The organism is Vreelandella nigrificans, assembly GCF_002374315.1.
Classification (GTDB): Bacteria; Pseudomonadota; Gammaproteobacteria; order Pseudomonadales; family Halomonadaceae; genus Vreelandella; species Vreelandella nigrificans.
In genome coordinates this window covers 337596-360205 of sequence record NZ_NWUX01000001.1, presented here as the reverse complement: position 1 = coordinate 360205, position 22610 = coordinate 337596, and the positions used below count along the sequence as shown (strand labels likewise).

At 52.1% G+C, this 22610-nt stretch carries 19 protein-coding genes; 13 read left to right on the top strand and 6 right to left on the bottom strand.

Features of this window, described 5'->3' with window-relative positions; translation table 11 throughout:
* Nucleotides 1-3 precede the first annotated feature (3 nt).
* Both CPA45_RS01705 and CPA45_RS01700 read right to left on the bottom strand, forming a co-directional pair.
* Nucleotides 4-306: a cory-CC-star protein gene (locus CPA45_RS01705; RefSeq protein WP_096649739.1), complete on the bottom strand. Its 303-nt coding sequence runs from the start codon at nucleotides 304-306 to the stop codon at nucleotides 4-6.
* Between the two features lie 44 nt (nucleotides 307-350).
* Nucleotides 351-2027 carry a carbon starvation CstA family protein gene (locus CPA45_RS01700; RefSeq protein WP_096649737.1) on the bottom strand — a complete coding sequence of 559 codons (1677 nt, stop codon included), beginning with the start codon at nucleotides 2025-2027 and terminating at the stop codon, nucleotides 351-353.
* A gap of 607 nt (nucleotides 2028-2634) precedes the next feature.
* Here CPA45_RS01700 and CPA45_RS01690 point away from each other — a divergent pair.
* The 4 genes from CPA45_RS01690 to CPA45_RS01675 are packed head-to-tail and all read left to right on the top strand — an operon-like array spanning nucleotide 2635 to nucleotide 8055.
* Complete coding sequence (locus tag CPA45_RS01690; RefSeq protein WP_096649733.1) at nucleotides 2635-3009, top strand: response regulator transcription factor; 375 nt, start codon at nucleotides 2635-2637, stop codon at nucleotides 3007-3009.
* Complete coding sequence (locus CPA45_RS01685) at nucleotides 3006-5069, top strand: 3'-5' exonuclease (RefSeq protein ID WP_096649731.1); 2064 nt, start codon at nucleotides 3006-3008, stop codon at nucleotides 5067-5069. The genes CPA45_RS01690 and CPA45_RS01685 overlap by 4 nt, the downstream gene beginning before the upstream one ends.
* Nucleotides 5066-5275, top strand: coding sequence for a hypothetical protein (locus CPA45_RS01680; RefSeq protein WP_096649729.1), 210 nt, complete (start codon nucleotides 5066-5068; stop codon nucleotides 5273-5275). Before CPA45_RS01685 ends, CPA45_RS01680 begins: the two co-directional genes overlap by 4 nt.
* 2 nt (nucleotides 5276-5277) lie before the next feature.
* Nucleotides 5278-8055: a sensor histidine kinase gene (locus CPA45_RS01675; RefSeq protein ID WP_096649727.1), complete on the top strand. Its 2778-nt coding sequence runs from the start codon at nucleotides 5278-5280 to the stop codon at nucleotides 8053-8055.
* A 40-nt stretch (nucleotides 8056-8095) separates the two neighbouring features.
* Here the strand turns inward: CPA45_RS01675 and CPA45_RS01670 are convergent, their stop codons facing one another.
* The 3 genes from CPA45_RS01670 to CPA45_RS01660 all read right to left on the bottom strand — a co-directional run bounded on the left by CPA45_RS01670 (nucleotide 8096) and on the right by CPA45_RS01660 (nucleotide 10919).
* A complete protein-coding gene (locus tag CPA45_RS01670) occupies nucleotides 8096-9229 on the bottom strand; it encodes a DUF294 nucleotidyltransferase-like domain-containing protein (protein ID WP_096649725.1) in 1134 nt (377 codons plus the stop codon).
* 96 nt (nucleotides 9230-9325) lie between these two features.
* Nucleotides 9326-9646 (bottom strand): HlyU family transcriptional regulator, encoded by a 321-nt coding sequence (locus CPA45_RS01665; protein ID WP_096649723.1) that lies wholly within the window; start codon nucleotides 9644-9646, stop codon nucleotides 9326-9328.
* A 52-nt stretch (nucleotides 9647-9698) separates the two neighbouring features.
* A complete protein-coding gene (locus CPA45_RS01660) occupies nucleotides 9699-10919 on the bottom strand; it encodes an argininosuccinate synthase (protein ID WP_096649721.1) in 1221 nt (406 codons plus the stop codon).
* A 191-nt stretch (nucleotides 10920-11110) separates the two neighbouring features.
* Between CPA45_RS01660 and rnt the strand changes: the two genes are divergently transcribed.
* A complete protein-coding gene (gene rnt, locus CPA45_RS01655; protein ID WP_078087459.1) occupies nucleotides 11111-11779 on the top strand; it encodes a ribonuclease T in 669 nt (222 codons plus the stop codon).
* A gap of 166 nt (nucleotides 11780-11945) precedes the next feature.
* Nucleotides 11946-13205, top strand: coding sequence for a 6-phosphofructokinase (locus tag CPA45_RS01650; protein ID WP_096649719.1), 1260 nt, complete (start codon nucleotides 11946-11948; stop codon nucleotides 13203-13205).
* Nucleotides 13206-13342: 137 nt separating this feature from the next.
* On the opposite strand, the gene CPA45_RS01645 is transcribed toward CPA45_RS01650, so the two are convergent.
* Nucleotides 13343-15058, bottom strand: a complete 1716-nt coding sequence (locus tag CPA45_RS01645) for a bifunctional protein-serine/threonine kinase/phosphatase (protein WP_096649717.1) — start codon at nucleotides 15056-15058, stop codon at nucleotides 13343-13345.
* Between the two features lie 243 nt (nucleotides 15059-15301).
* Here CPA45_RS01645 and ppa point away from each other — a divergent pair, with 243 nt between their 5' ends.
* The 7 genes from ppa to fis all read left to right on the top strand — a co-directional run bounded on the left by ppa (nucleotide 15302) and on the right by fis (nucleotide 22573).
* Nucleotides 15302-15832 carry an inorganic diphosphatase gene (gene ppa, locus CPA45_RS01640; RefSeq protein ID WP_044627994.1) on the top strand — a complete coding sequence of 177 codons (531 nt, stop codon included), beginning with the start codon at nucleotides 15302-15304 and terminating at the stop codon, nucleotides 15830-15832.
* 172 nt (nucleotides 15833-16004) lie between these two features.
* Nucleotides 16005-17903, top strand: coding sequence for a protein-disulfide reductase DsbD (gene dsbD, locus CPA45_RS01635; RefSeq protein ID WP_244287511.1), 1899 nt, complete (start codon nucleotides 16005-16007; stop codon nucleotides 17901-17903).
* A gap of 322 nt (nucleotides 17904-18225) precedes the next feature.
* Nucleotides 18226-18687, top strand: a complete 462-nt coding sequence (accB, locus tag CPA45_RS01630) for an acetyl-CoA carboxylase biotin carboxyl carrier protein (protein WP_096649713.1) — start codon at nucleotides 18226-18228, stop codon at nucleotides 18685-18687.
* Between the two features lie 30 nt (nucleotides 18688-18717).
* Nucleotides 18718-20058, top strand: a complete 1341-nt coding sequence (gene accC, locus CPA45_RS01625) for an acetyl-CoA carboxylase biotin carboxylase subunit (RefSeq protein ID WP_096649711.1) — start codon at nucleotides 18718-18720, stop codon at nucleotides 20056-20058.
* Nucleotides 20059-20202: 144 nt separating this feature from the next.
* The gene (gene prmA, locus CPA45_RS01620; RefSeq protein ID WP_096649710.1) at nucleotides 20203-21114 is read left to right on the top strand and encodes a 50S ribosomal protein L11 methyltransferase; all 912 of its coding nucleotides are present in this window, start codon (nucleotides 20203-20205) and stop codon (nucleotides 21112-21114) included.
* A 98-nt stretch (nucleotides 21115-21212) separates the two neighbouring features.
* Nucleotides 21213-22253 (top strand): tRNA dihydrouridine synthase DusB, encoded by a 1041-nt coding sequence (gene dusB / locus CPA45_RS01615; RefSeq protein ID WP_096650205.1) that lies wholly within the window; start codon nucleotides 21213-21215, stop codon nucleotides 22251-22253.
* Entirely contained in the window at nucleotides 22250-22573 is a 324-nt protein-coding gene (gene fis, locus CPA45_RS01610) for a DNA-binding transcriptional regulator Fis (protein WP_096649708.1), read from the top strand. The genes dusB and fis overlap by 4 nt, the downstream gene beginning before the upstream one ends.
* The last annotated feature ends 37 nt before the right edge of the window (nucleotides 22574-22610 follow it).

The window sequence follows — 22610 nt, the reverse complement described above, 5'->3', positions numbered from 1 at the left end:
CTATCAACAGCAGCGGAAATGATCTAATGGCGAGTGCTCCATACCCATGCGCTGGTGCCAGTCATGGAAGCGCTCCAAGAGCAGCGGCTGAAGCTCCAAGGTGTAATAACCAGCGGGGTTTTCAAGTCCCATCATTTCAGAGAACACCAGCAGCATGAATAAGTCATCTTCGTCACGCCGTGCCCGAGCGATAGCTCCCCGATAACGAGCGCTATAAACCTCCTCGGTAAAAAAACGGGCTTGGTCTAACCAAGCCCGTAATTTATCACGACGCGACGATGACCCAGGCGTTGAGCCATCGCGCATAACACTACCTCCCGGTTATCTCATGGGTGTGGTTGGCGGTTTGGTTAATCATGCTGTGCTGCCATTTCTGCACGGGAGCGCTTCAGCGCTGCCGCACACTCCATAGCCACCATAATGGCTGCAACCAACACCACGATATCCAGTACCAGTAGGAACATATTGCCTTGATTCCAGAAGGTACGCAGTTGAATAAGTAGCGCCAGGATTGTCATTACCAGTAAGAAGCAAAGTGGCGCCAGCGTGTACCACATTGGGCGCTTCAAGCGCACCAGCATAACGGTAATGACCAACAGAGTTAGGCCTGCCAGTAGCTGGTTAGTGGTTCCAAACAGAGGCCAAATAATTAAACCGCCGGAGCCATCTGCACCGCCGGCACCAAACGCTAGTAAGAGACAGCTGCCTACCGCTAAGCCTGTGGCAATGGCAGGTTTCTTCATCCACTGCTGATTATAAATATCCCCCCACTCTTGGAAAATATAGCGCTGCAGGCGAAGTCCAGTATCCATAGTGGTGCCCGCAAACAAAGCGGCCATTACGGTTAACAGCGTGGCTGCAGTGACTTCAGGTAAGCCCAAACCGTTATGGATAATAAAGGCACCGCCCTCAACAAAGGCATTAACTCCACCCTGGCCGAAAGCACTATACATTGCCTGCCAATCGCCTAACGTGGCAAAGCCTGCCGTAGCAGCCAAAATAGCCGCTAGCGCCAGCATGCCTTCGCCTACCGCACCAAAGTAGCCTACAAAGCGCGCATCGGTTTCCTTATTAAGTTGCTTAGACGTTGTTCCCGAGGAGACCAAACCGTGGAAGCCCGAGATAGCACCACAGGCAATTGTCACAAACAGCAAGGGTATTAACGATGGCGTGCCTGCTGGCACATCGCTGTTAAAGGCGGGAGCCACCAGTGTTGGGTTTAGCAGTACCAAGGCACCGTAGAGAATAATCAAACCAATAAATAGCTGCAGGCCGTTAATATAATCTCGTGGCTGCAAAAGCATCCACACTGGTAATAGTGACGCAATCGCCGCATAGCCAAACAGAATCAAAATCCACACCGCATTACCCGACATACCGGCAACTTCAGCGGGCATCTGAATGGGCACTGATGGCCCAATACCAATCAGGACATAAAGCGCCGCCACGCCAATAATAGAAACCAGCGGCAGACTCAGAACACGCCGATAAATTAGCTGACCAATAATCAACGCCACAATGATGGCACCCCACACCGGCACTACAGCACTCGAGAAGTTCATCATTAGCCCAGCAATAACCACGGCAAAAACAGCGTTGACCATCAGCAGCACTAAGAAAATAACAATCATAAAGATACTGCGCGCCCGCTTACCCACAACATCGCCCGTTAGTGCACCAACCGACTTAGCTTTATTGCGTACGCTGGCCCAAATGGCACCAAAGTCATGTATCCCAGCAAAGAAAATAGTGCCAAACACCACCCATAAAAAAGCTGGCGCCCAGCCCCATATAACCGCAATAGCAGGCCCAACGATGGGGGCGGCACCGGCGACGGAAGTGAAGTGGTGTCCCCACAGCACAAAGCGGTTAGTGGGTACATAGTCGACGCCATCTTCGAATTCATGGGCAGGGGTTTTAAAGTCAGGATCTAATTGGTAAATCTTCTCCGCAATGAACTTAGAGTATACAAAATACCCCAAGGCCATTGCGGTAAGGCCTACCACCAGTAGGACGATAGCACTCATGGACGCAGCTCCTTTGTTAATTATTAGTAATAATATGCGACCTGCTTCATTGCATTTGACTATGCCTTTTTACTTAAACATACCTTTCACTTAAACATAGTGGTACGGCAAAGCAGTTAAGTCCATGAAGAAGCTTGCTTGTTTGTTTGAATTAAATCCAAAGTTGTAGAGCCGCAACTGCCATATAAAGGCTAACCTGGGTGGTAAAGAACCCAGCCTATGAGAGTCACATGCCTACCCTACCACTACTATTTTTGTGCGCTTTACTACTCGGGGCGGCTACAGGTTACCTATTTCGGTTTACCTCTCGAGGTCCCTGTACACGTCTTTCCACGCTCTTAATAATTGGTATGCTGGGCGGTGCTACCGGCCTAATTCTTTTCCAGGTGCTCGTATACACTACGGGAGCACCGCTATGGCTGCTGCCCCTACTGATTATTTCTCAAGTATGGCTATGGCTTGGGCCTTTAGGCCCAAAGCAACGCGCAGGCTAGGCCCATTGTAAAAATTCTTGCGCCGCACACGTCGAAGGTCGTCTTGGCTGCGACGCTGAGCCTACCTAAACTCCTTGTATAACCCAAACTACAATACGATCAGGGAGAGATGCATGGCCAAAGTGCTTGTGGTCGACGATGAACCTAACATTGTTCTGTCATTAGAATTTCTCATGGAGCAGGCAGGTTTTGAGGTGGTCACCGCAGAAGATGGTGAACAGGCGTTGGAGCAAGTTAGCGTTGCCTCGCCAGACCTGTTGCTACTGGACATTAGCCTGCCGGGCATGAGCGGTTTTGATGTACTTGAGCGCCTACGTAGCCAAGATGCCACCGCCCAGTTGCCGATTATTATGCTCACCGCCCATGGGCGTGATGTAGAACGGGAAAAGGGCATGGCCCTGGGCGCTGATGACTACATTACTAAACCCTTCTCGACCCAATCTCTGGTTGAAAAAGTCAAAGCGCTATTGGCTGAGGATCAGCCATGACAAGAGGCGGACTGCCGAAACGTCAACGCCTGATTGGCCTGTGGCTTATTCTCAGCGGCATTAGCCTATTAGGGGGTGCGATTTTTGCGGCTTGGCTAGATGCCCAGCTGGCACCAACGGGCATAACACGGCTGGCCTTATGGCTAGGTAGTTTTTCCGGCGGGGTCACGATTTTTTTGGTGGGATTACTGCTTGAACGTATGCTTTTTACCCCACTTCGCCACCTTCAAGTACAGTTGGCCCGCTTAGTTGCCAACCCAGATGCACGGGACGAACACCCACCGGAAGGCTGGCTCAAAGCACTTGGCCCAGACCTACGCCGTGTGCGCGAAAGCTGGCGTGTTGACCGCAGCCGTCTAGCAACTGCTCATGCAGACGGCGCACGAAGTGCCGCCCGCATCCGTCAAGAGCTTGAAACCCTTCTACAAGTTCTTGAAACACCGCTGCTATTATGTGACCAACATCGACGACTAATGCTATTTAACCAAGCGGCGGAAGACTTTTTTATCGGCAATACCGGGTTAGGCTTAGGTAAACGGTTGGAAGCCCTACTGCCGGTTAGCAGTTTACAACATGCGCTTAGTCAACTACCCAATGACGGTTCGCCCAGAGAGCTGCTCACCCCTTGTGATAACCGTTGGCTTAAAGTCATCCTGCGTCGCGTACCAGGCAGCGATGGCGAAACCCTGTTGACCTTTAGCGATGCCACAGCTTCGTGGTCTAACGAAATGGGCGTGCGTGCCGAATTAGCCAACATGCTTACCCCCCTTCGTCAGCACACAGCAAGCTTAACGAGTGCCGCCGACGCCCTCATCCAATTACGTCACCAGAACGATACGGACACATCAACTCTTCGCCAGCGCTTTGAGCGCGTTATCCATGAAGAAGGCACCACCTTAGGCGATAATGTTGCCAAAATCGGTCAGTTGCTAGATGACCTTCAGCATCAAGGAGAGCGTTTAACCCCGATGTGGTCAAATGACTTCTGGCAAGCCCTGGATGAGCGGCTAGACCCAGAGCATCGGTTAATCACCCCCGTGGGTATGCCTGCTTGGTTTAAAGGTGATGCCCCTGCGCTAATCGCCCTTTTTGACTCGCTGGTAAAACAGCTAAGCGCCCATCTTCCCGACAGTGGCTTCGAGGGTGAAATATGCTTGGGTAATAAACGCGTTTATTTAGATCTGATTTGGCGAGGGAAAGCACTACCAGAGCATGAGTTAGCCGAGTGGCAGCATCAGCCTCTTACCAGCCTACCGTTAACCCCAAAGGTCGCAGATGTGCTGCGCCAGCACGCCAGCGATATCTGGAGCCTAGCGGATGATGACGGGCTACATGCACGACTGCGCATGCCACTTCCCGCCATAGAGCGAGTGGGTGCCCCAAGAGAGCCTGCCCCGCCACGCCCAGAGTTCCATGACTTCGGCATCGCCGACCTCCCCCCGCCCGATGAGGCATTAGCCAACCGCTCGCTACGCAGCTTAGATGTGGTTGCCTTTGACACCGAAACCACCGGGCTTGAGCTGCGCCGAGGGGACACGGTTATTAGCCTGGGAGCCTGTCGAGTGGTCAACGCACGCCTGCTAGCCAGCGACGTGTTTGATCAAAAAGTCGACCCAAAGCGGCCGATTCCACCGGCAAGCACCGTTATTCACGGCCTTACCGATGCTGATGTTGCTGGCGCACCACCGCTGGATATCGTGCTCACCCATTTCCGTGAGTACATAGGAGAAGCCGTCTTATTGGCCCACAATGCCGCCTTCGATCTTCTGGCCATTAGCCACAAAGGTGTTGCATTTGATATCCCGGTGATCGATACCTTGCTCATTTCACGGGCACTGGATGAAGCGTTAGACGGGCACGACCTGGATAGTCTTGCTCAGCGCTACGACCTGGCATTCCCTCCCGGCACCCGCCACACTGCATTAGGTGATGCCAGAGTCACTGCTGAGCTATGGCTAGCGCTACTGCCTCGCCTGGAAGCTCGCGGCATTGATACCCTAGAGCAGCTACTGACGCTGCAAGCCAATGCGTTTGACCGACAGGATGCCAGTGCCTCATGAAACCTTCAGGCGCACAGTCGCGTAAAGCAGAACGCTTAATAGCCTTAGTGGCCATTACCCTACTGCTGTTCTGCCCACCACTGATTATTGTGGTAGACCGCTTGCCCTCGTTTAGCGTGGGCTGGCTACCACTTTATCTGTTTATCGCCTGGGCTGTGGTCATTGGGTTAACCGCTTGGCTAATGGAACATCGCGCGGGACGCTAATCATGCGCACAGATCCCATTATTCTTGGCACCGCTTTTGGCTACTTAGCCCTGCTATTCGTAGTTGCCGCTTGGGGTGACCGGCGAGCCGAGCAGGGCCGCTCATTGATTGGCTCGCCAACCGTTTATGCGCTTTCCATTGCTGTTTACTGCACAGCCTGGACGTTCTATGGCAGCGTAGGTCGGGCGGCTGAACATGGCCCCAGCTTTTTACTTATCTACCTCGGCCCTACGCTCGCGATGCTATTGGCTCCCTCGGTGATTCGTAAAATGGTGCGCATTGCCGCACGGCAACGAATAACCTCCATTGCTGACTTTATTAGCGCCCGCTACGGTAAAAACACCACCCTAGGGGCGCTTGTAGCGCTCATGGCACTTATTAGTATTACGCCTTATATTGCCTTGCAGTTAAAAGCCATCACCGTTAGCCACGCGGTGCTCATTAACTATCCCCATACCGCCGATACCACCCTGATTGATGAGCGTTTTTGGATGGATAAATCCCTCTGGATTGCGCTTGTATTAGCAGTTTTTATCATTCTATTTGGTACCCGCCACCTTGATGCCAGCGAGCGCCACGAAGGCATGGTGGCCGCTATCGCCTTGGAGTCGCTGGTCAAGCTGGTGGCTTTTATGGCCGTTGGAATATTTGTGGTTTTCGTCATGTTTGAAGGACCTGCGGCGCTATTTGCCGAAGTGGCCGCTACCCCAGCTTTGATGAATAGCATGAGTTTGGATAGCGTACCTGGCGGAGCAACCGGTTGGGTTGGCATGTTGGCCCTCGCATTCCTTGCGTTTTTAACGCTACCTCGGCAGTTCCAGGTGTTGGTGGTGGAGAATGTTGATGAGCAGCATTTAACCCGAGCCAGCTGGTTATTTCCCCTCTACATGCTACTAATTAACCTGTTCGTCATTCCCATCGCTCTAGCAGGTTTACTGTTAGGTGTAAGCGCGGGCGATCCTGACAGCTTCGTGCTTACCCTACCACTCTCGGCCGGGTTAGAGGGCTTGCCATTATTGGTATTCATTGGTGGGCTTTCCGCCGCCACAGGTATGGTGATTGTTGAGACTATTGCGCTCTCTACGATGGTTAGCAATCAACTAGTTATGCCGTTGTTGCTTCGCTCGAAGCGCCTCCACCTAAGCACCAAAGGCGAACTTGCCGGTTGGCTGCTAGGCATCCGACGCATCGCCATCGTCTTAATCCTGCTGCTTGGCTACCTCTATCATGCGTTAATCGGTGACTCCTATAGCCTAGTGACTATTGGCCTCGTCTCTTTTGCTGGCGCCGCACAATTTGCCCCTGCACTACTGATTGGTCTTTACTGGCGTGGCGCGACTCGCCAAGGAGCTACTCTAGGCTTAATTGCTGGCTTTCTAGTCTGGTGCTACACACTCTTACTGCCCGGCTTTGCCCAATCAGGCTGGCTTAGCACTACCCTGCTGACCGAAGGGCCGTGGGGCATTGCCTGGCTTATGCCCTACGGGCTGTTCGGGCTAGAAAATTGGGATATTTATAGCCACTCCCTACTATGGAGTATGCTCGCCAACATAGGGCTACTGGTCGGCGTTTCCCTGTTTACACGCCCATCACCTCTTGAACAGACTCAAGCTGCACTGTTCACCGAGGCGATGCATCCTAATTTGCAAACTACCTCTCTGTGGCGTGGGCAAACCACCCAAGGGGCACTAAAAGAGTTACTTATTCGCTATTTGGGAGTACAAACCACTCAACGCGTATTTCGCCACAGTGGCAGCAAACACACTTTTGTGCCTGATGAAACCGCTCCGCCCGAGTTAATAACACGGTCTGAGCAGGCACTTGCGGGAGCATTAGGCAGCGCGTCGGCACGCGTACTGATTAACTCGGTGGTACGCGGTGAAGCGCTGGATATAGAAGCCATTCTTAGCATTCTAGACACCACCTCCCAGACTATTGAGTACAACCGTCGCCTAGAGCAAAAGTCTCAGGAGTTGGCTCAAATTGGAGAAGAGCTGCGCAGTGCTAATGAACGACTACGCGAACTGGACCGGCTGAAAGATGAATTTGTGGCCATGGTCAGTCATGAACTGCGCACCCCACTGACCTCCATCCGTGCCTTTGCCGAAATCCTACGTGATAGCGGCCAACTTCCCGATGAAAAACGCAAGCACTTTCTCGGCGTCATCGTGCATGAAAGTCAGCGGCTATCCCGCTTAATCGAAGAAATCCTCGACCTGGCCCGCCTTGAAAGCGGTCGCTTAACACTTAACCCAAAGCCCCTTGATCTAGCAGCACTGGCCCGTCATAGCATCAATGCTATTGCCCATCTGCATGAGGAGCATGGCATTGCTTTAGAAGTCACTATTGAGGTTGACCCTGCCATGGTCATTGGCGACCACGACCGATTAGAGCAAGTCATTATTAATCTACTCGATAATGCAGGTAAATTCGCTGACCGCCAGCAGCCAAAAGTGCGCTTAGCGCTCTATCGCCACCGCCGTCATTTCCGTTTAAGTGTCGAGGATAACGGACCGGGCATTGGCATCGAAGAGCGAGAGCGGGTATTTGAGAAGTTCCATCAAATACAACAAGACGGCGACATTCCCCAGGGCAGGCCCAAAGGCAGTGGCTTAGGTTTGCCCATTAGCCGAGGCATCATTGCCCACCTTGGAGGGCGACTCTGGGTTGAAGATGCCAAGCATTTAGGCGGGGCCTGCTTAACGTTGGAATTGCCTGCAGCACCAGATGACAATAGTGGTAAAGATAGCCACTTGGTTAAAGATAACGGCTCAGCCTAACAGCGTCCCTATTGGGCCAGATAAATAGCTACCGGACTGGTCAATGCTGGCTTTTAACACGCTGAACAAACGCTCTAATCTGCTGGAGATCAAACTTCAAGAGCAGCTTTTGATCTTCGCGCAGACGGCGAAGGTCTATCCAGCCATCAGCAGCTTGACCACATGCTTTGTTATAACGCTGCTGATCCAACAAGCATTGTTGAAGACGCTCAAATGCAGTTAGCAGTAACTCAGATTGAGCGACGGCCAACTCATCAGTAAAGTGACTCAACGCAACCAAACGCTCGCGAGTACCAATTTCTCGCCGCTGATGTCGCACACAGAGTAAACGCGCCGCACTAATGAGTGGCAATAGCCCTTGCTGCTTTAGGTTAATAGCATGGCCATGAGGCGCCGCTTCCAGGCTTGGGCTAGCAGCAATGCGCCCAAAACGGTCCAAGGCAACCGGCAGCTCATCAAGCAGATCTGCCATTTCGCTCATAAACAGCGAAGCCCTTGGCAGTGTGGAGGAAATATTTTCTGCCAACTGCACAGCAAGCGCTGGGTTACCGGCCACTGGACAAAAATCGAGCAAAATATTGGTTTGCTGCACACGCTTTACCCGGCGGTCAGCACTCCAGATCTCCAGCTGCAAGCGCCACTCACTGAGCCGTTTCCGCCACATAGGCCAACGGGCCATCACGTGCCCACGGCACAAGGGAATACCCGCTTCATCAAGGCGCTGGGTAAAGCGCTCTCCCAGGGCTTGAAAGTAGCCATCAATTTCAACATGGCGAGCATCAGGGTAGTCGTCAATTATAAGCGCATTGTCTTGGTCGGGGCCGAGCAGGCTCTCATAACGTGCGGCAGATCCCAACATTACCACGCAGTAGTCGACGGGAGGGGGCCCCCACCCCTGGGCATGCATCTCATTTAACGATAGCGCAATGGCTTGGCGATAAAGCCACGTATTGTGGTCGCTAATGATTTGGCTAATACGCCAAGCAGGAATGTCGTAATGCACCAACGCCTCGACAAGCGGCAGTTGGCAGGCATGAGCTTCTGCCAGAGAGGTGTGCGGTGAGGATAGTTTGCAGAAAACATCCTGTAATGGCGCCATCAGTGCCGACGTATCCAACTGGCCATCCATATCTATCAGGGAGCGCCAGGGCGAGGCTTGGTATACAACACGCATTCGCCGCTCCTTAATTTGTCGTTAAGCTCAGTAGATAGCTAGGCTAGATTAATGAACTAAATTAGCAAAATAAGCTAGCAGACTAAATTACTAAATTTACTCTTTACGCCTCGGATCAGGAGCAAACATTGTTTCACCCACTTCATCAATGTAACGCTGCGCTTTTGTGACCATCATCGCGTCACAGGCTTCACGGCCGGGCAGCATGTCGGAGCGCTCAAACCGATGCTCCTGGACGGTACCATCACTATCTAGCTTGCGAATCCAACCGCTCACTCTGTATTGCCCGCTTTGGTTATCAGGCTGCGAGACAATCAAGTACTCTTTATATTCTATTGGCTCGGCGGCCTTTGCACTACTCTCTGCGGCATTCTTGCCCCCGCCTCCAAATAGACCTGAAAGTAACTTTTTTAGCATAAGTTCTCCCCTGCAATAAAAGCGGCCAGCCTTCACTGGCCGCTGGACACACTTAACTCTGCTGGCGCCCTTTACCAGCTGCGATGCGTAAACGCAGCGCATTTAACTTAATAAAGCCTTCAGCATCTTTTTGATTGTATGCACCCGCATCATCTTCAAAGGTGGCGATAGACTCATCAAATAGCGATTGCTCAGACTTACGGCCAACCACGGTCGCGTTGCCTTTGTAGAGCTTCATGCGTACGACACCGCACACGTTCTTCTGAGTCTCATCGATCGCCGCCTGCAGCATACGACGCTCGGGACTCCACCAATAACCGTTGTAAATCACTTCTGCGTACTTAGGCATCAGCTGATCTTTTAGGTGAGCTTCTTCACGGTCAAGCGTTAGCGATTCAATGGCGCGGTGAGCACGCAGCATAATGGTGCCGCCCGGTGTTTCATAGCAGCCGCGAGACTTCATACCCACATAACGGTTTTCAACAATATCTAAACGGCCAATACCATTATCACCGCCAAGCTTGTTGAGCTTTTCAAGCACTTCATGGGGCTTATGCGCCTCACCATCGATGGCAACAATGTCACCTTTCTCGAAGGTAAGCTCCACATAGGTGGGCTGCTCCGGCGCGGCTTCTGGAGAAACGCTCCAGCGCCACATATCTTCTTCTGCTTCTGCCCACGGGTCTTCCAAAATGCCGCCCTCGTAGGAGATGTGCAGTAGGTTGGCATCCATGGAGTACGGCGATTTTTTCTTTTTATTAGAAAAATCGACCGGAATATTGTGCTCTTCGCAATAAGCCATCAGCTTCTCGCGGGAAGTGAGATCCCACTCGCGCCAAGGAGCAATCACTTTAACGCCTGGCTTTAACGCGTAGCCGCCCAACTCGAAACGCACTTGATCGTTGCCTTTACCCGTCGCGCCATGGGAAATTGCATCTGCGCCGGTTTCGTTGGCGATTTCGATCAAGCGCTTGGCAATCAGAGGGCGAGCAATGGAGGTGCCCAGCAAGTACTCACCTTCATAGATGGTATTTGCGCGGAACATAGGGAAGACGTAGTCGCGAACGAACTCTTCACGGAGGTCTTCAATGTAGATCTCTTTAACGCCCAGCGCTTGCGCTTTTGCACGGGCGGGCTCGACTTCTTCGCCCTGACCGATGTCGGCTGTAAAGGTCACTACCTCGCAGTTGTAGGTCTCTTGCAACCACTTAACGATTACGGATGTGTCCAGGCCGCCTGAATACGCCAGCACAACCTTTTTGACATCGGACATTCTTTACTCCTTGTGTAGAGAAAGCAGTTCACCAGTATACATAGCGCACTGTACGCTATGAGTTAACACAAAACGTGAGTATAACGCTCTCTATGCTCAGCGAATACCGTCAACGACGCCTTGGGGGTAAAGCTGCTAGAATCACATCATTCATATCCTGACTGATTACTCGCTTTACTAAGGAGAGCTGCATGAGCGAGGCAATTGCCCGCGAATTAATGGCCCAACGTTTTCGCAGTTACCTGCCGGTTGTCATTGATTTAGAAACGGGTGGGTTTAATGCCCAAAATGATGCCGTACTAGAGATTGCCGCCGTTACGCTCACCATGGACCCAGACGGTAATTTATTACCCGATGCTACCTACGCCTACCATATTCATCCTTTTGAAGGGGCGAACGTTGAGCAGTCTGCGCTAGATTTTACCGGCATTAACCTGGACGATCCGTTGCGCCGCCAAGTAGCACTGACAGAATCAGAAGCGCTGGGGGAAATTTTTCGCCCTATTCGTAAGTCGATCAAGGCACATGGGTGCTCGCGGGCTATTTTGGTAGGCCACAATGCAGCGTTTGATCACGGCTTTTTAAACGCAGCCGCCAATCGATGTAATGTGAAGCGCAACCCCTTCCACCCATTTTCCAGCTTTGATACGGCGACACTGGCTGGTTTTGTGTACGGCCAAACGGTGCTTGCCCGGGCATGCCGCGCGGCGGGTATCGAATTCGACAATAAAGCAGCCCACTCTGCCCGTTACGATACCGAGAGAACTGCCGAGCTATTCTGTGCCATGGTAAACCGTTACAAGGATTTGGGCGGCTGGCGACTCGCCCAGCAGGAACAGGAATTAGATGACGGCGATTAGCCCACCTGATGCAGCGCGGACTGCTTTGCGCTAAACTTCGCAACTCTCTTTATACGTTTTTCATGGAGAGCGTCTCTGTTTTCCATGAAAAAACCTCGAATATTTGAGTAATTAAGCACTCTAGCACGTGCTTCATACATCCTTTTTCAGGAGATGAGACGTTTCCATGGCTCAGCATAATGCCTTTTACGCCCAATCCGGTGGCGTTACCGCCGTCATCAATGCCAGCGCCTGCGGTGTTATCGAAGCATGCCGGCAGGCCCCCGATCAGATTGGTAAGGTATACGCCGGACATAACGGCATTATCGGCGCCTTAACGGAAGACCTCATCGACGTAAATCAGGAAAGCGATGAAGCCATTGCTGCCCTGCGTCATACACCCGGTGGTGCATTTGGCTCCTGCCGCTACAAACTAAAGGATATCGACACCCATCGTGCGCAGTACGAGCGCTTGATCGAGGTCTTCAAGGCCCATGATATTCGCTACTTTTTTTATAATGGCGGCGGCGACAGCGCTGACACCTGCTTAAAAGTTTCACAGTTATCTGAAAAGCTTGGCTACCCACTGACCGCTATCCACGTGCCTAAAACGGTGGATAACGATTTACCGATTACCGACAACAGCCCAGGCTTTGGTAGTGTCGCCAAATATATCGCCACCTCTACCCTTGAAGCCTCGCTGGATATTGCATCAATGTGTGCAACCTCCACAAAAGTCTTCGTGTTGGAGGTGATGGGACGCCACGCAGGCTGGATTGCAGCCGCAGGCGGTCTGGCGGGAGAAGGTGCGGGTGAGCCACCCCACCTGATTATCTTTCCGGAAATCGCCTTTAACCGCAGTGCCGTAATGGCGAGAGTAGAAGAGAGCGTCACTAAGTATGGCTACTGCGTTATCGTAGTATCTGAAGGCGCTCGCTACGAAGATGGTACTTTCCTCGCCGATGCAGGCAATACCGATGCCTTTGGTCACCGTCAACTCGGTGGTGTTGCACCAACCTTAGCGGGCATGATCAAGCAAGACCTGGGCTATAAATACCACTGGGCAGTCGCCGACTACCTGCAACGCGCGGCACGCCATTTAGCCTCTAAAACTGACGTAGAACAGGCCTATGCTGTTGGCCGTGAAGCTGTCACCCTGGCACTGGCGGGTAAAAACTCAATGATGCCGGCGATTCGTCGCATCTCTCAAGTACCCTACCAGTGGGATGTGATTTCCGCCCCCTTGGCGCAAATCGCCAACCAGGAAAAATTCATGCCCCGCGACTATATTAGCGAAAACGGCTTTGAGATTACCCAGGCATGCCGAGACTACCTGTCACCCTTGATCCAAGGCGAAGATTTCCCCCCCTTTGAAAATGGCCTACCCAAAGTGGCTAAGCTCAAGCTCGCCAAGGCCGAACAAAAGCTGCCTACATTTACGCTGTAAGGGCTTATTTGGCTTTATACTAGCGATACAAAAAAACGGGGTGATGCCAGCTGCATCACCCCGTTTTTTTGTACCACGTACTGCTCATCGCGGCTAATTCATCTTAAAAGCTCATCTCAACAATTCATCTCAACAAATTATCTCAACAACCAAGACAGCACTAGCAATAACAGCAATATTCCCGCCACACCTTGCCAGAAACGCCGGGGTTCTTGGCGAACCTCCTCCCGAGCAGGCTGCCGCCCTAGCGGCATTCTTAACGCGTGAAGAAACTCCGACATCCGCCTAAAGCGCAACGCCCGCTGCGGGTCCAGCGCCCTACGCAGGGCATCATCCAACTCAGGGGTTATCTCTGGATTGGTCGTCCGAGCACTGCGATAGCTAAGCTCTTCTAAATCGGTATGGCTGCGCAGGCGGTTAGGCGTCAAAATGTAAGGCAGCGCGCCGGTTAGCAACCAGTAAACCGTAGACGCCAACGAATACTGGTCACTGCGTCGTCCCACGCTGTCACCCAGGGCGTATTCTGGGGCAGAGTGCTCATTGAAACCAATTTGACGCAGCAATTCACCAGAATTACGATGCCCATCCACTTCACGCATATGACAAGCGCTAAAATCAGCGAGCACTAGTTTGCCATGGGCGTCGATTAGAATATTATCGGGGGTAATCTGCTGGTGAATAATATCGCGGTGATGCAACGCCTGTACCGCCTTGCCAAGCTGATTAGCAATGTCCAAACGCTGTATCAAGCTCGCCTGGGGGTGGCGCTCCGCCCACTGACGTAGTGTTTCACCCTCAATATACTGCATTAAATAGTAGAGATAGCGGCGCGGCCGCGAAGGCTCCACGACTTTCACCACAAAGGGCGATTTAACGCGTTCTACCACCCACTGCTGTAGCAGAAAGTGTTCTAAGTAAGCATTGCGCAGGGAAAGTTCTGGACTTGGTGCCTTCATGACTACGTCACGATCTGAGTGCACATCGCGCACTCGGTACACCCTTGATTGTGCATTACGCGACAACACCGCTTGCACTTCAAATCCATCAAGGCGCTCGCCTACAGAAAGCTCCGGCGGTATGGGCAAGTCACCATAAATTAATCCTGGGTGATCTTTTGCCTCATCCGGTAATTCATCAATACGCACAAGTTGAAAGCAGAACTGATCACCACCATAGCCCCTTTCCTGCGCACGCTGCTTCGCCTCGCTGGCAAGACGCTCACATGCAGCATCTAAATCACTGGCATCTTGCCGAATCAGGCGCACATAGTCCGAAGGGAGTAACGTTCCCCGGACTCCTTGGGTAGTGAATAAAAAAAGATCTCCCTGCTTGAGTGCAAGCTGGGTGTAGTCAATATCGACACTACCATCCATCCCTAGTGCCCGGGAGGGGTACCGATAGCCGCCAATGTCTGTCACGTGATCTCGGGTTAGCTGTTCAAACTCAGCCCCACGCAAGCGAAATACCAGTGTATCGCCCATGTGAAATAGATGCGCCTCTCTCCCACGGAACACCATAGCTGAGAGAGAAGAGACAAAACTACCCTCTTTGACATGCTGACTTTGGCTATAGCACCAACCGTTTAGTGCACGCAACACACGTGTAGCCGAGGTTTTGGTATCCCAGTGATCAGGCGTAGAGTAGTAGTCGGCTAAAAAACCTCGGACACTTAAATCCCCCGCCTGCTTCGCTATCGTATTACGCGAGATTGAGTCACTAATGACCGCACAGCCACCTTTAGCAATCAAAAGGGGGTTCTCAGGTAAACGTACCGACATAGAGCTGCGGTGTTGACGCCGATCTGGGGCAACAAAGGCTTGACCGTAACTGATTAACAATTGGGCGTGGGCCAATTCATCCTCCTAGGCTTACCTCTTATATGGGAACCACCCAGCGCCTATGATACACGCTGACAGAGTGAAACGATGCCCGCCAAACGTCTCGCACGCACTTCAATGAGGTCTTTTTCAGTATCAATCAGTTGCACACACCTATGTCGCATTGGTAATCCAGCAGTCATGTTCGTATAATTCTTCGCCATTAATGCAATGCATCAGCCGCTTAGCCACCGCACTACATAAGCCAAGGAACTAATGATGAATTTCGATAACATCCCTGCTGGAAAAGATCTGCCTAACGATATCTATGTGGCAATTGAAATTCCTGCCAACCATGCGCCGATCAAGTATGAAATCGATAAAGACATGGGCGCCCTGCTCGTTGACCGTTTTATGGCCACCCCCATGTTCTACCCAGCCAACTACGGCTTTATTCCTCATACACTGGCCGATGATGGCGACCCATTAGACGCCCTAGTAGTAACCCCCCATCCGGTAGCACCCGGCAGCATTATCCGCGCTCGTCCCGTAGGCATTTTGAACATGACCGACGAAGCAGGCGAAGACGCTAAACTCGTTTGCGTACCGCATCCGAAACTCAGCACGCTGTATGACGATGTTCAGGAGGTTACCGACCTTCCTGAATTACTGCGCCAGCAGATCGCACACTTCTTCGAAAACTACAAAGACCTAGAAAAAGGCAAATGGGTGAAAGTCGAGTCTTGGGAAGGCGTTGAAGCTGCACGCAAAGCCATTGAAAAGTCCGCAGCTGCCTACAAAAAAGCTTAACGGCTAGCCTAAGAAGCGCCTAAACCTTCTTCCAGGTAAGCGCTTTTTTTGCTGAGGGCTGCCCATATGGCAGCCCTTTTTGCGCTTAGCATTAAGCGATCCTTGCTTAACTCGATATAAAAGTGCCGCGTCACGACACCGCAGCGACTACGCAGGCATTGAGAGGTGCGATATGCTGACTCTCAAATACCCCGATAAGACTGCACAAGGATATATCGTGTTACCCATCAAACGTTTTAGCCTGTTTTTGTTACTCTGTTGGCTACCTGTACTGGCCCAGGCTCAGTGGTTCTCATCTTCCAGCAATCAGAGCGACTTTTTACCTGTCTTCGAGGCTTTTCAACCTACCGCCTGGCATAACGGCGAGTCACTCTACATCGGCGTCAATATTGCTGATGAATATTACCTCTACCGTCACCAACTTGCTGTTGCCAGTCAAAACAGCAGCGTTACCCTAGAAGACCCCTTGATACCACAAGGTACCTTTACCAATGATGAGTTCATGGGTGATACATACATCTTTCGTGATAGCTTAGTTTTTGAAATACCTATTTCAACACCGTTTAGCGGCCCTCTCGATATTGAGTTTACCTTCCAAGGCTGTGCCGATGCCGGGCTGTGTTATCCACCTGAGCGCATTATGCTCGAAGCTCCGGAAGCATCACCTCCGATCGCGTTTGCTAACTGGGAGGCTGACTCTTCTGCCCAGTCAAACGAGCCAGCAGAGCCAACCAACACTAATGGCAACACGGACTTTAGCGCCCCGCAGAGCCAAGATAGCCGTTTTAGCGCACTCATCAGCGAGGCAAGCTTGCCTTTCGCACTTGGTCTCTTCTTCCTTGCAGGCATCGGTCTTACCTTCACTCCCTGTGTCTTGCCGATGATCCCCATACTGTCATCTATTGTAGTCGGTCAAAACCCGACCAAGCCGCGCGCCTTTCTACTATCTGCAAGCTATGTGCTGGGTATGGCATCCACCTATGCCGTGGTCGGCATTTTAATGGGACTATTTGGAGCAGGACTGAATCTTCAGGCACATTTGCAGTCCGCACCGGTATTAATCAGCTTCGCTCTACTATTTACGCTATTTGCGCTGGCTATGTTTGGCGCCTTTAGTTTGCGCGTATCTCCCCGCATTGCAAACCAGGTGGATGCCTGGCAAGCCCGCGCCCAACAAAGTGGCCCAGCTGGGCTTGCGCTTGCAGGCGCACTTTCAGTGCTGGTGGTTTCCCCTTGCGTTACTGCTCCCTTAGCAGGTGCTTTGGTGTTTATCTCCACCACAGGTGATGCATTGATGGGAGGCGCCGTTTTATTTGCTTTAGGCCTAGGCATGGGTATCCCTCTATTAATAGTAGGTACCTTTGGCACTACTTTACTGCCTAGAACCGGGGCTTGGATGAATGGGGTAAAAATAGCCTTTGGACTACTACTGCTAGGTGTCGCTATCTGGATGATAGAACGACTAGTGGCGCCTTCAGTAGCGCTACTGCTCTGGGCTGCACTTGCTATTGGAAGCGCACTGGCCTTAGGTGCACTCAACACCAACCAACCCCTAGGGTGGCCGCGAGCACGTCAAACGCTAGGTCTCATGCTACTCGCCTGGGGTGTTGCACTGGTTATTGGAGCAGCTCAGGGAGGTAGTAATCCTCTTCGCCCACTCATGGTTTCTGGTGGCTCACCGGACGCTATATCTCAAGCTCTCTCATTTCAAAAAGTAGATTCCCTAAGCGGCTTAGAAACCGCTATCGCCCAAGCCGAACAAAATCAACGTCCCGCGTTTGTACACTTTACCGCTGACTGGTGTATTTCCTGCAAGCTGATGGAGCGCGAGGTATATCCCGATTCTCGCGTAAGCGCTGCATTGAACGAATTTCAGCTTATCGCGGTCGATGTCACTAGAACGGATGCAAAGAGTCGCGAGCTTTTGAACAACTTTAGCCTTTTCGGCCCACCAAGCCTGCTGTTTTTTGCTGAGGGTGAAGAGATTCGTGATGCACGCATTCAGGGTGAGGTTAACGCAGCAGAACTGGCTAACCACTTAGATTCATTCAAGCGCTGGCAACAAGGCTAGTAACGGGCAGCATTATCTCGCGTTGGCAGCGCTTTTTTGCCGTTGTGTCGCGAACGTCGTCAAACAGTTGTTTAATTCACAATGAAAGGGCATGTCTTGACCACTACTAGACATGCCTGTACTTTTTCGGCACACTCCGCACCCATATTAGCTAAAAAATTCACCTTTTTAGGCTGAGCAAAGGGTAACGTTCGACATCGTGCAGCGTTCTCCTCATTTTCAAATGCGGTTTACTGCGCTCTCAAAGCGCCGTAGCACAAGCATCGCTTCTTCATCTGACGAGCTTGTAAAACTTTTACACACTTATATTGGGGCTAACGATATGGATATTCGTAAAGTTAAAAAATTGATTGAGTTGCTCGAAGAATCCAACATCAGTGAGATAGAAATTCAGGAAGGCGAAGAGTCAGTGCGTATCAGTCGTCATCCTAACGGGGTTACTTGGCAGCCTCAGCCAATGCCTCAATACCCTCAACAATCCCCCTTCCAGCAAGTTCCAGGCGCTAGTGCTGCACCGGCTGCTCCTGAGCCTCAAGGTGTCAGCTATAACGGTGAAGCCGTTCACTCCCCGATGGTAGGCACCTTCTATCGCAGCCCAGCACCTGGCGCGAAGTCCTTTGTGGAAGTAGGCGATACCGTTAAGAAAGGTGATACGGTGTGCATCGTCGAAGCGATGAAAATGATGAACCAAATCGAAGCCGACCGCGACGGCGTGGTAGAGGCCATCCTAGTGGAAGATGGCGAGCCGGTGGAATACGATCAGCCTATGATCGTCATCGCTTAATCTTTCATATCAACACGGGTGGATTCTCCCATGCTGGACAAGGTACTTATCGCGAACCGCGGCGAGATTGCCCTACGTATTCTACGGGCCTGTAAAGAGCTAGGGATTAAGACTGTAGCAGTACATTCCAAAGCTGATCGTGAACTAATGCACGTTCGGCTGGCCGATGAAGCAGTGTGCATTGGCCCTGCTTCTTCTGCGCAGTCTTACCTGAATATTCCAGCGCTGATAAGTGCTGCAGAAGTCACCGACTCAAGCGCCATTCACCCTGGCTACGGTTTTTTATCTGAAAACGCCAATTTTGCTGAACAAGTAGAGCGCTCCGGGTTCACCTTTATCGGCCCACGCGCCGATACGATTCGCTTGATGGGCGATAAAGTCAGCGCTATCGAAGCGATGAAAGTAGCCGGGGTACCCACCGTGCCTGGCTCAGATGGCCCCCTTGGTGAGGACGACGCCACCAATCTGGCCACAGCACTCCGCATCGGCTACCCGGTCATCATCAAAGCAGCAGCAGGTGGCGGTGGTCGCGGCATGCGCGTGGTACATACTGAAGGCCATCTGCTGTCAGCAATTACCGTTACTCGCACCGAAGCGCACGCCGCTTTTGGCGACGGCACGGTGTACATGGAAAAATTCCTTGAGAAGCCACGTCACGTGGAAGTCCAAGTACTTGCTGACGGCCAGGGCAATGCCATTCACCTTTATGACCGCGACTGCTCGTTGCAGCGTCGCCACCAAAAGGTGCTGGAGGAGGCACCCGCCCCAGGTATCGACCCCGCTGCACGCGCCAAGGTACTAGAGGCATGTCGCCAAGCCTGCCTTGAAATTAATTACCGTGGCGCTGGTACGTTTGAGTTCCTCTACGAAGATGGCGAGTTCTTCTTTATAGAGATGAATACCCGCGTTCAAGTAGAGCATCCGGTAACCGAAATGGTGACTGGTGTCGATATCGTTAAAGAGCAGCTACGCATTGCCTCAGGCCTTCCTTTGTCAATTCGCCAAGAGGATGTGCAGATCAATGGGCATGCCTTTGAGTGCCGTATTAACGCTGAAGATTCGCGTACTTTTATGCCCTCACCCGGCAAAGTCACGCTCTTCCATGCGCCGGGCGGCCTAGGCGTACGAATGGACTCCCACTTGTATACTGGCTATACCGTACCGCCTCACTATGACTCTCTAATTGGTAAGCTGATTACTTGGGGGGCAGACCGAGATATTGCGCTAACACGCATGCGCAATGCCCTAGACGAACTGCTCGTTGAGGGCATTAAAACCAATATTGATCTGCAAAAAGATTTAGTACGTGACAGCTACTTCCGCCAAGGCGGTGTCAACATCCACTACCTTGAGAAGAAGCTCAGCAGCTAACATAAGTAGCCGGCACCACTAAAGCTGATAACACCAGGTAAGTACTGCTAAGCGGGGTGGCTACAGCCACCCCGTTACTTTTTTATAGTTGTACGAATTATCTTACAGTTGTACGAATTATCACCCCACGCTGCGGAGAGCATAATGCCCTGGCTTCAACTCAAAGCCCACGTCGCCCCCGAGCAAGCCGAACTACTGGAAGAGCTGCTGCTGGCAGAAGGCGCAACAGCCATTGGCTTACAAGACGCTCATGATAACCCTGTATTTGAGCCAGAACGTGGCACAACGCCGCTGTGGCAAGACACTATCCTAACAGGCCTCTACGACGACCTGGAAAGAGTTGACGAGATGCTAGAGCGGATAGAGGCAGCATGGGCAGAACAGTTACCTAGCGACCCCTGCCCCACCATTGAGTATGAGCTGCTAGCTGACAGAGACTGGGAAAGAGAGTGGATGGACGATTTCACGCCTCTTCGGATGGGCGAGCGGCTGTGGATTGTACCCAGCTGGCATGAACCCCCAGAAGCGGATGCCGTTAACCTGATCCTTGACCCCGGCCTAGCTTTTGGCACCGGTACACATCCGACCACCGCACTCTGCCTTGAATGGTTAGACAGCCTTGCTGTTGCAGGCCAATTACAAGATAGAGCCGTGCTAGATGTGGGCTGCGGCTCTGGCATACTTGCCATTGCGGCCCTTAAGTTAGGCGCGCACCACGCAGATGCTACCGATATAGACCCACAGGCGCTGCAAGCAAGCCGCGATAACGCAGAGCGCAACCACATTCCAGATCATCAACTTGCACTCTACTACCCTGAACAATTAGCGGATGGTCACTATCCAATTGTAACTGCCAACATACTGGCAGGACCGCTTGTAGAGCTATCTCCAATGATTGCTGGCTACGTTGCCCCTGGCGGGCGTCTCGCCTTATCCGGCATTCTAGCCAACCAAGCAGACGACGTATTAGAAGCCTATCAAGCCCAAGGGCTTATTATGGAAGAGCCGACGATTCGTGATGGTTGGGTACGTTTATCTGGGATGCGACCAGCTTAATCTAGCTAACGCCCTTCACCACACTGCAGAGTAGGCGTATCATACGCCCCCTTGAAATGCCTACTCGCCGATTTTATGTAGACCCACAGCGCAGCACTATGACCTTATTGACTACTTCCCCACCTAAAATCGGGCCCTACCAATTACCTAACCGGGTAATGTTAGCACCTATGGCAGGTGTCACTGACCGCCCCTTTCGCCAGCTTTGCCGACGGCTTGGTGCTGGCTGGGTAGTGGGAGAGATGGTCACCGCTGACCCAGCGCTTTGGCATACACGCAAATCTCAACTACGTATGGACCATCAGGGAGAGCCCACTCCACGAGTAGTTCAAATTGCTGGTGGCGATGCAGAAATGCTAGCAACTGCCGCTCGATTGAATGCACAGCTAGGTGCACAGGTAATCGATATCAACATGGGTTGCCCAGCAAAGAAGGTGTGCAACAAAGCGGCAGGCTCTGCATTAATGCGTGATGAAAAATTGGTTGCAGAGATATTAACAGCGGTCGTTGCAGCGGTGGATATCCCAGTCACACTTAAAATTCGTACTGGCTGGTGCGCAGAGTCGAATAATGGCCTGCGCATTGCCAAGCTTGCTGAAGCCGCAGGCATTCAGGCATTAGCCGTGCATGGACGTCACCGCGAGCAGCGCTATACTGGATGGGCTGAGTACGACACGATTGCGAACATCAAATCGCAGCTAACAATACCGGTTATTGCCAATGGCGATATTACCGACCCAGAAAAAGCACACGATGTGCTCAGCTATACAAAAGCCGATGCCGTCATGGTTGGACGCGGCGCTCAGGGTAACCCGTGGATATTTCAAGAAATTGACCACTATTTAACCCATGGCAAGCGACTTGCACCGCCAACCCTGGATGAACGACGCCGCGTGCTAACTGATCACGTTCAAGCGCTGCACGTTTTTTACGGCAACATTATGGGTGTTCGCATTGCGCGTAAACACGTCGGTTGGTATCTCAGCGATGATCAGCGCTTTTCCGATATCCAACAACGCACACTCAAGCAGCAGTTTAATACGCTTAGCTCACCCGAATCGCAGTTTGATTGGATTAATAACGCCATGACGCATGACGCCGCCACGCGTCTGCTAGCCAAAGGAAGCCATGCTGCATGACCGAACGCGACCTGCTTTCCAGTGAATTCTCCCCGCGCCTAAACGGCACGCTGGCTGACCCTGTACAAAGCACCCCTCCTCAACCCTTACGCGAGGCAGTAGAAGCCGCTATGCGCCGTTACTTCGAGCATCTCGATGGCAGCCAGGCAACCGACCTGTACGCCATGGTGATGGCCGAAGTAGAGGCGCCTCTGCTCGCCTGCGTCATGGAACACACGGATGGCAACCAAACCCGCGCCGCCGACGCGCTGGGCCTCAACCGAGGCACACTGCGTAAAAAGCTAAAACAGTACGGTCTCATTGAAGGTGACGCCCCATAAAGGGGCGTTGTTGTTTTTTAATTATTGACTCTGCACA

Bases quoted from the DNA above. Each gene is read 5' to 3' on its own strand.
- CPA45_RS01705 (WP_096649739.1), bottom strand. From the start codon at position 306: ATGCGCGATGGCTCAACGCCTGGGTCATCGTCGCGTCGTGATAAATTA.
- CPA45_RS01700 (WP_096649737.1), bottom strand. From the start codon at position 2,027: ATGAGTGCTATCGTCCTACTGGTGGTAGGCCTTACCGCAATGGCCTTG.
- CPA45_RS01690 (WP_096649733.1), top strand. From the start codon at position 2,635: ATGGCCAAAGTGCTTGTGGTCGACGATGAACCTAACATTGTTCTGTCA.
- CPA45_RS01685 (WP_096649731.1), top strand. From the start codon at position 3,006: ATGACAAGAGGCGGACTGCCGAAACGTCAACGCCTGATTGGCCTGTGG.
- CPA45_RS01680 (WP_096649729.1), top strand. From the start codon at position 5,066: ATGAAACCTTCAGGCGCACAGTCGCGTAAAGCAGAACGCTTAATAGCC.
- CPA45_RS01675 (WP_096649727.1), top strand. From the start codon at position 5,278: ATGCGCACAGATCCCATTATTCTTGGCACCGCTTTTGGCTACTTAGCC.
- CPA45_RS01670 (WP_096649725.1), bottom strand. From the start codon at position 9,229: ATGCGTGTTGTATACCAAGCCTCGCCCTGGCGCTCCCTGATAGATATG.
- CPA45_RS01665 (WP_096649723.1), bottom strand. From the start codon at position 9,646: ATGCTAAAAAAGTTACTTTCAGGTCTATTTGGAGGCGGGGGCAAGAAT.
- CPA45_RS01660 (WP_096649721.1), bottom strand. From the start codon at position 10,919: ATGTCCGATGTCAAAAAGGTTGTGCTGGCGTATTCAGGCGGCCTGGAC.
- rnt (WP_078087459.1), top strand. From the start codon at position 11,111: ATGAGCGAGGCAATTGCCCGCGAATTAATGGCCCAACGTTTTCGCAGT.
- CPA45_RS01650 (WP_096649719.1), top strand. From the start codon at position 11,946: ATGGCTCAGCATAATGCCTTTTACGCCCAATCCGGTGGCGTTACCGCC.
- ppa (WP_044627994.1), top strand. From the start codon at position 15,302: ATGAATTTCGATAACATCCCTGCTGGAAAAGATCTGCCTAACGATATC.
- dsbD (WP_244287511.1), top strand. From the start codon at position 16,005: ATGCTGACTCTCAAATACCCCGATAAGACTGCACAAGGATATATCGTG.
- accB (WP_096649713.1), top strand. From the start codon at position 18,226: ATGGATATTCGTAAAGTTAAAAAATTGATTGAGTTGCTCGAAGAATCC.
- accC (WP_096649711.1), top strand. From the start codon at position 18,718: ATGCTGGACAAGGTACTTATCGCGAACCGCGGCGAGATTGCCCTACGT.
- prmA (WP_096649710.1), top strand. From the start codon at position 20,203: ATGCCCTGGCTTCAACTCAAAGCCCACGTCGCCCCCGAGCAAGCCGAA.
- dusB (WP_096650205.1), top strand. From the start codon at position 21,213: ATGACCTTATTGACTACTTCCCCACCTAAAATCGGGCCCTACCAATTA.
- fis (WP_096649708.1), top strand. From the start codon at position 22,250: ATGACCGAACGCGACCTGCTTTCCAGTGAATTCTCCCCGCGCCTAAAC.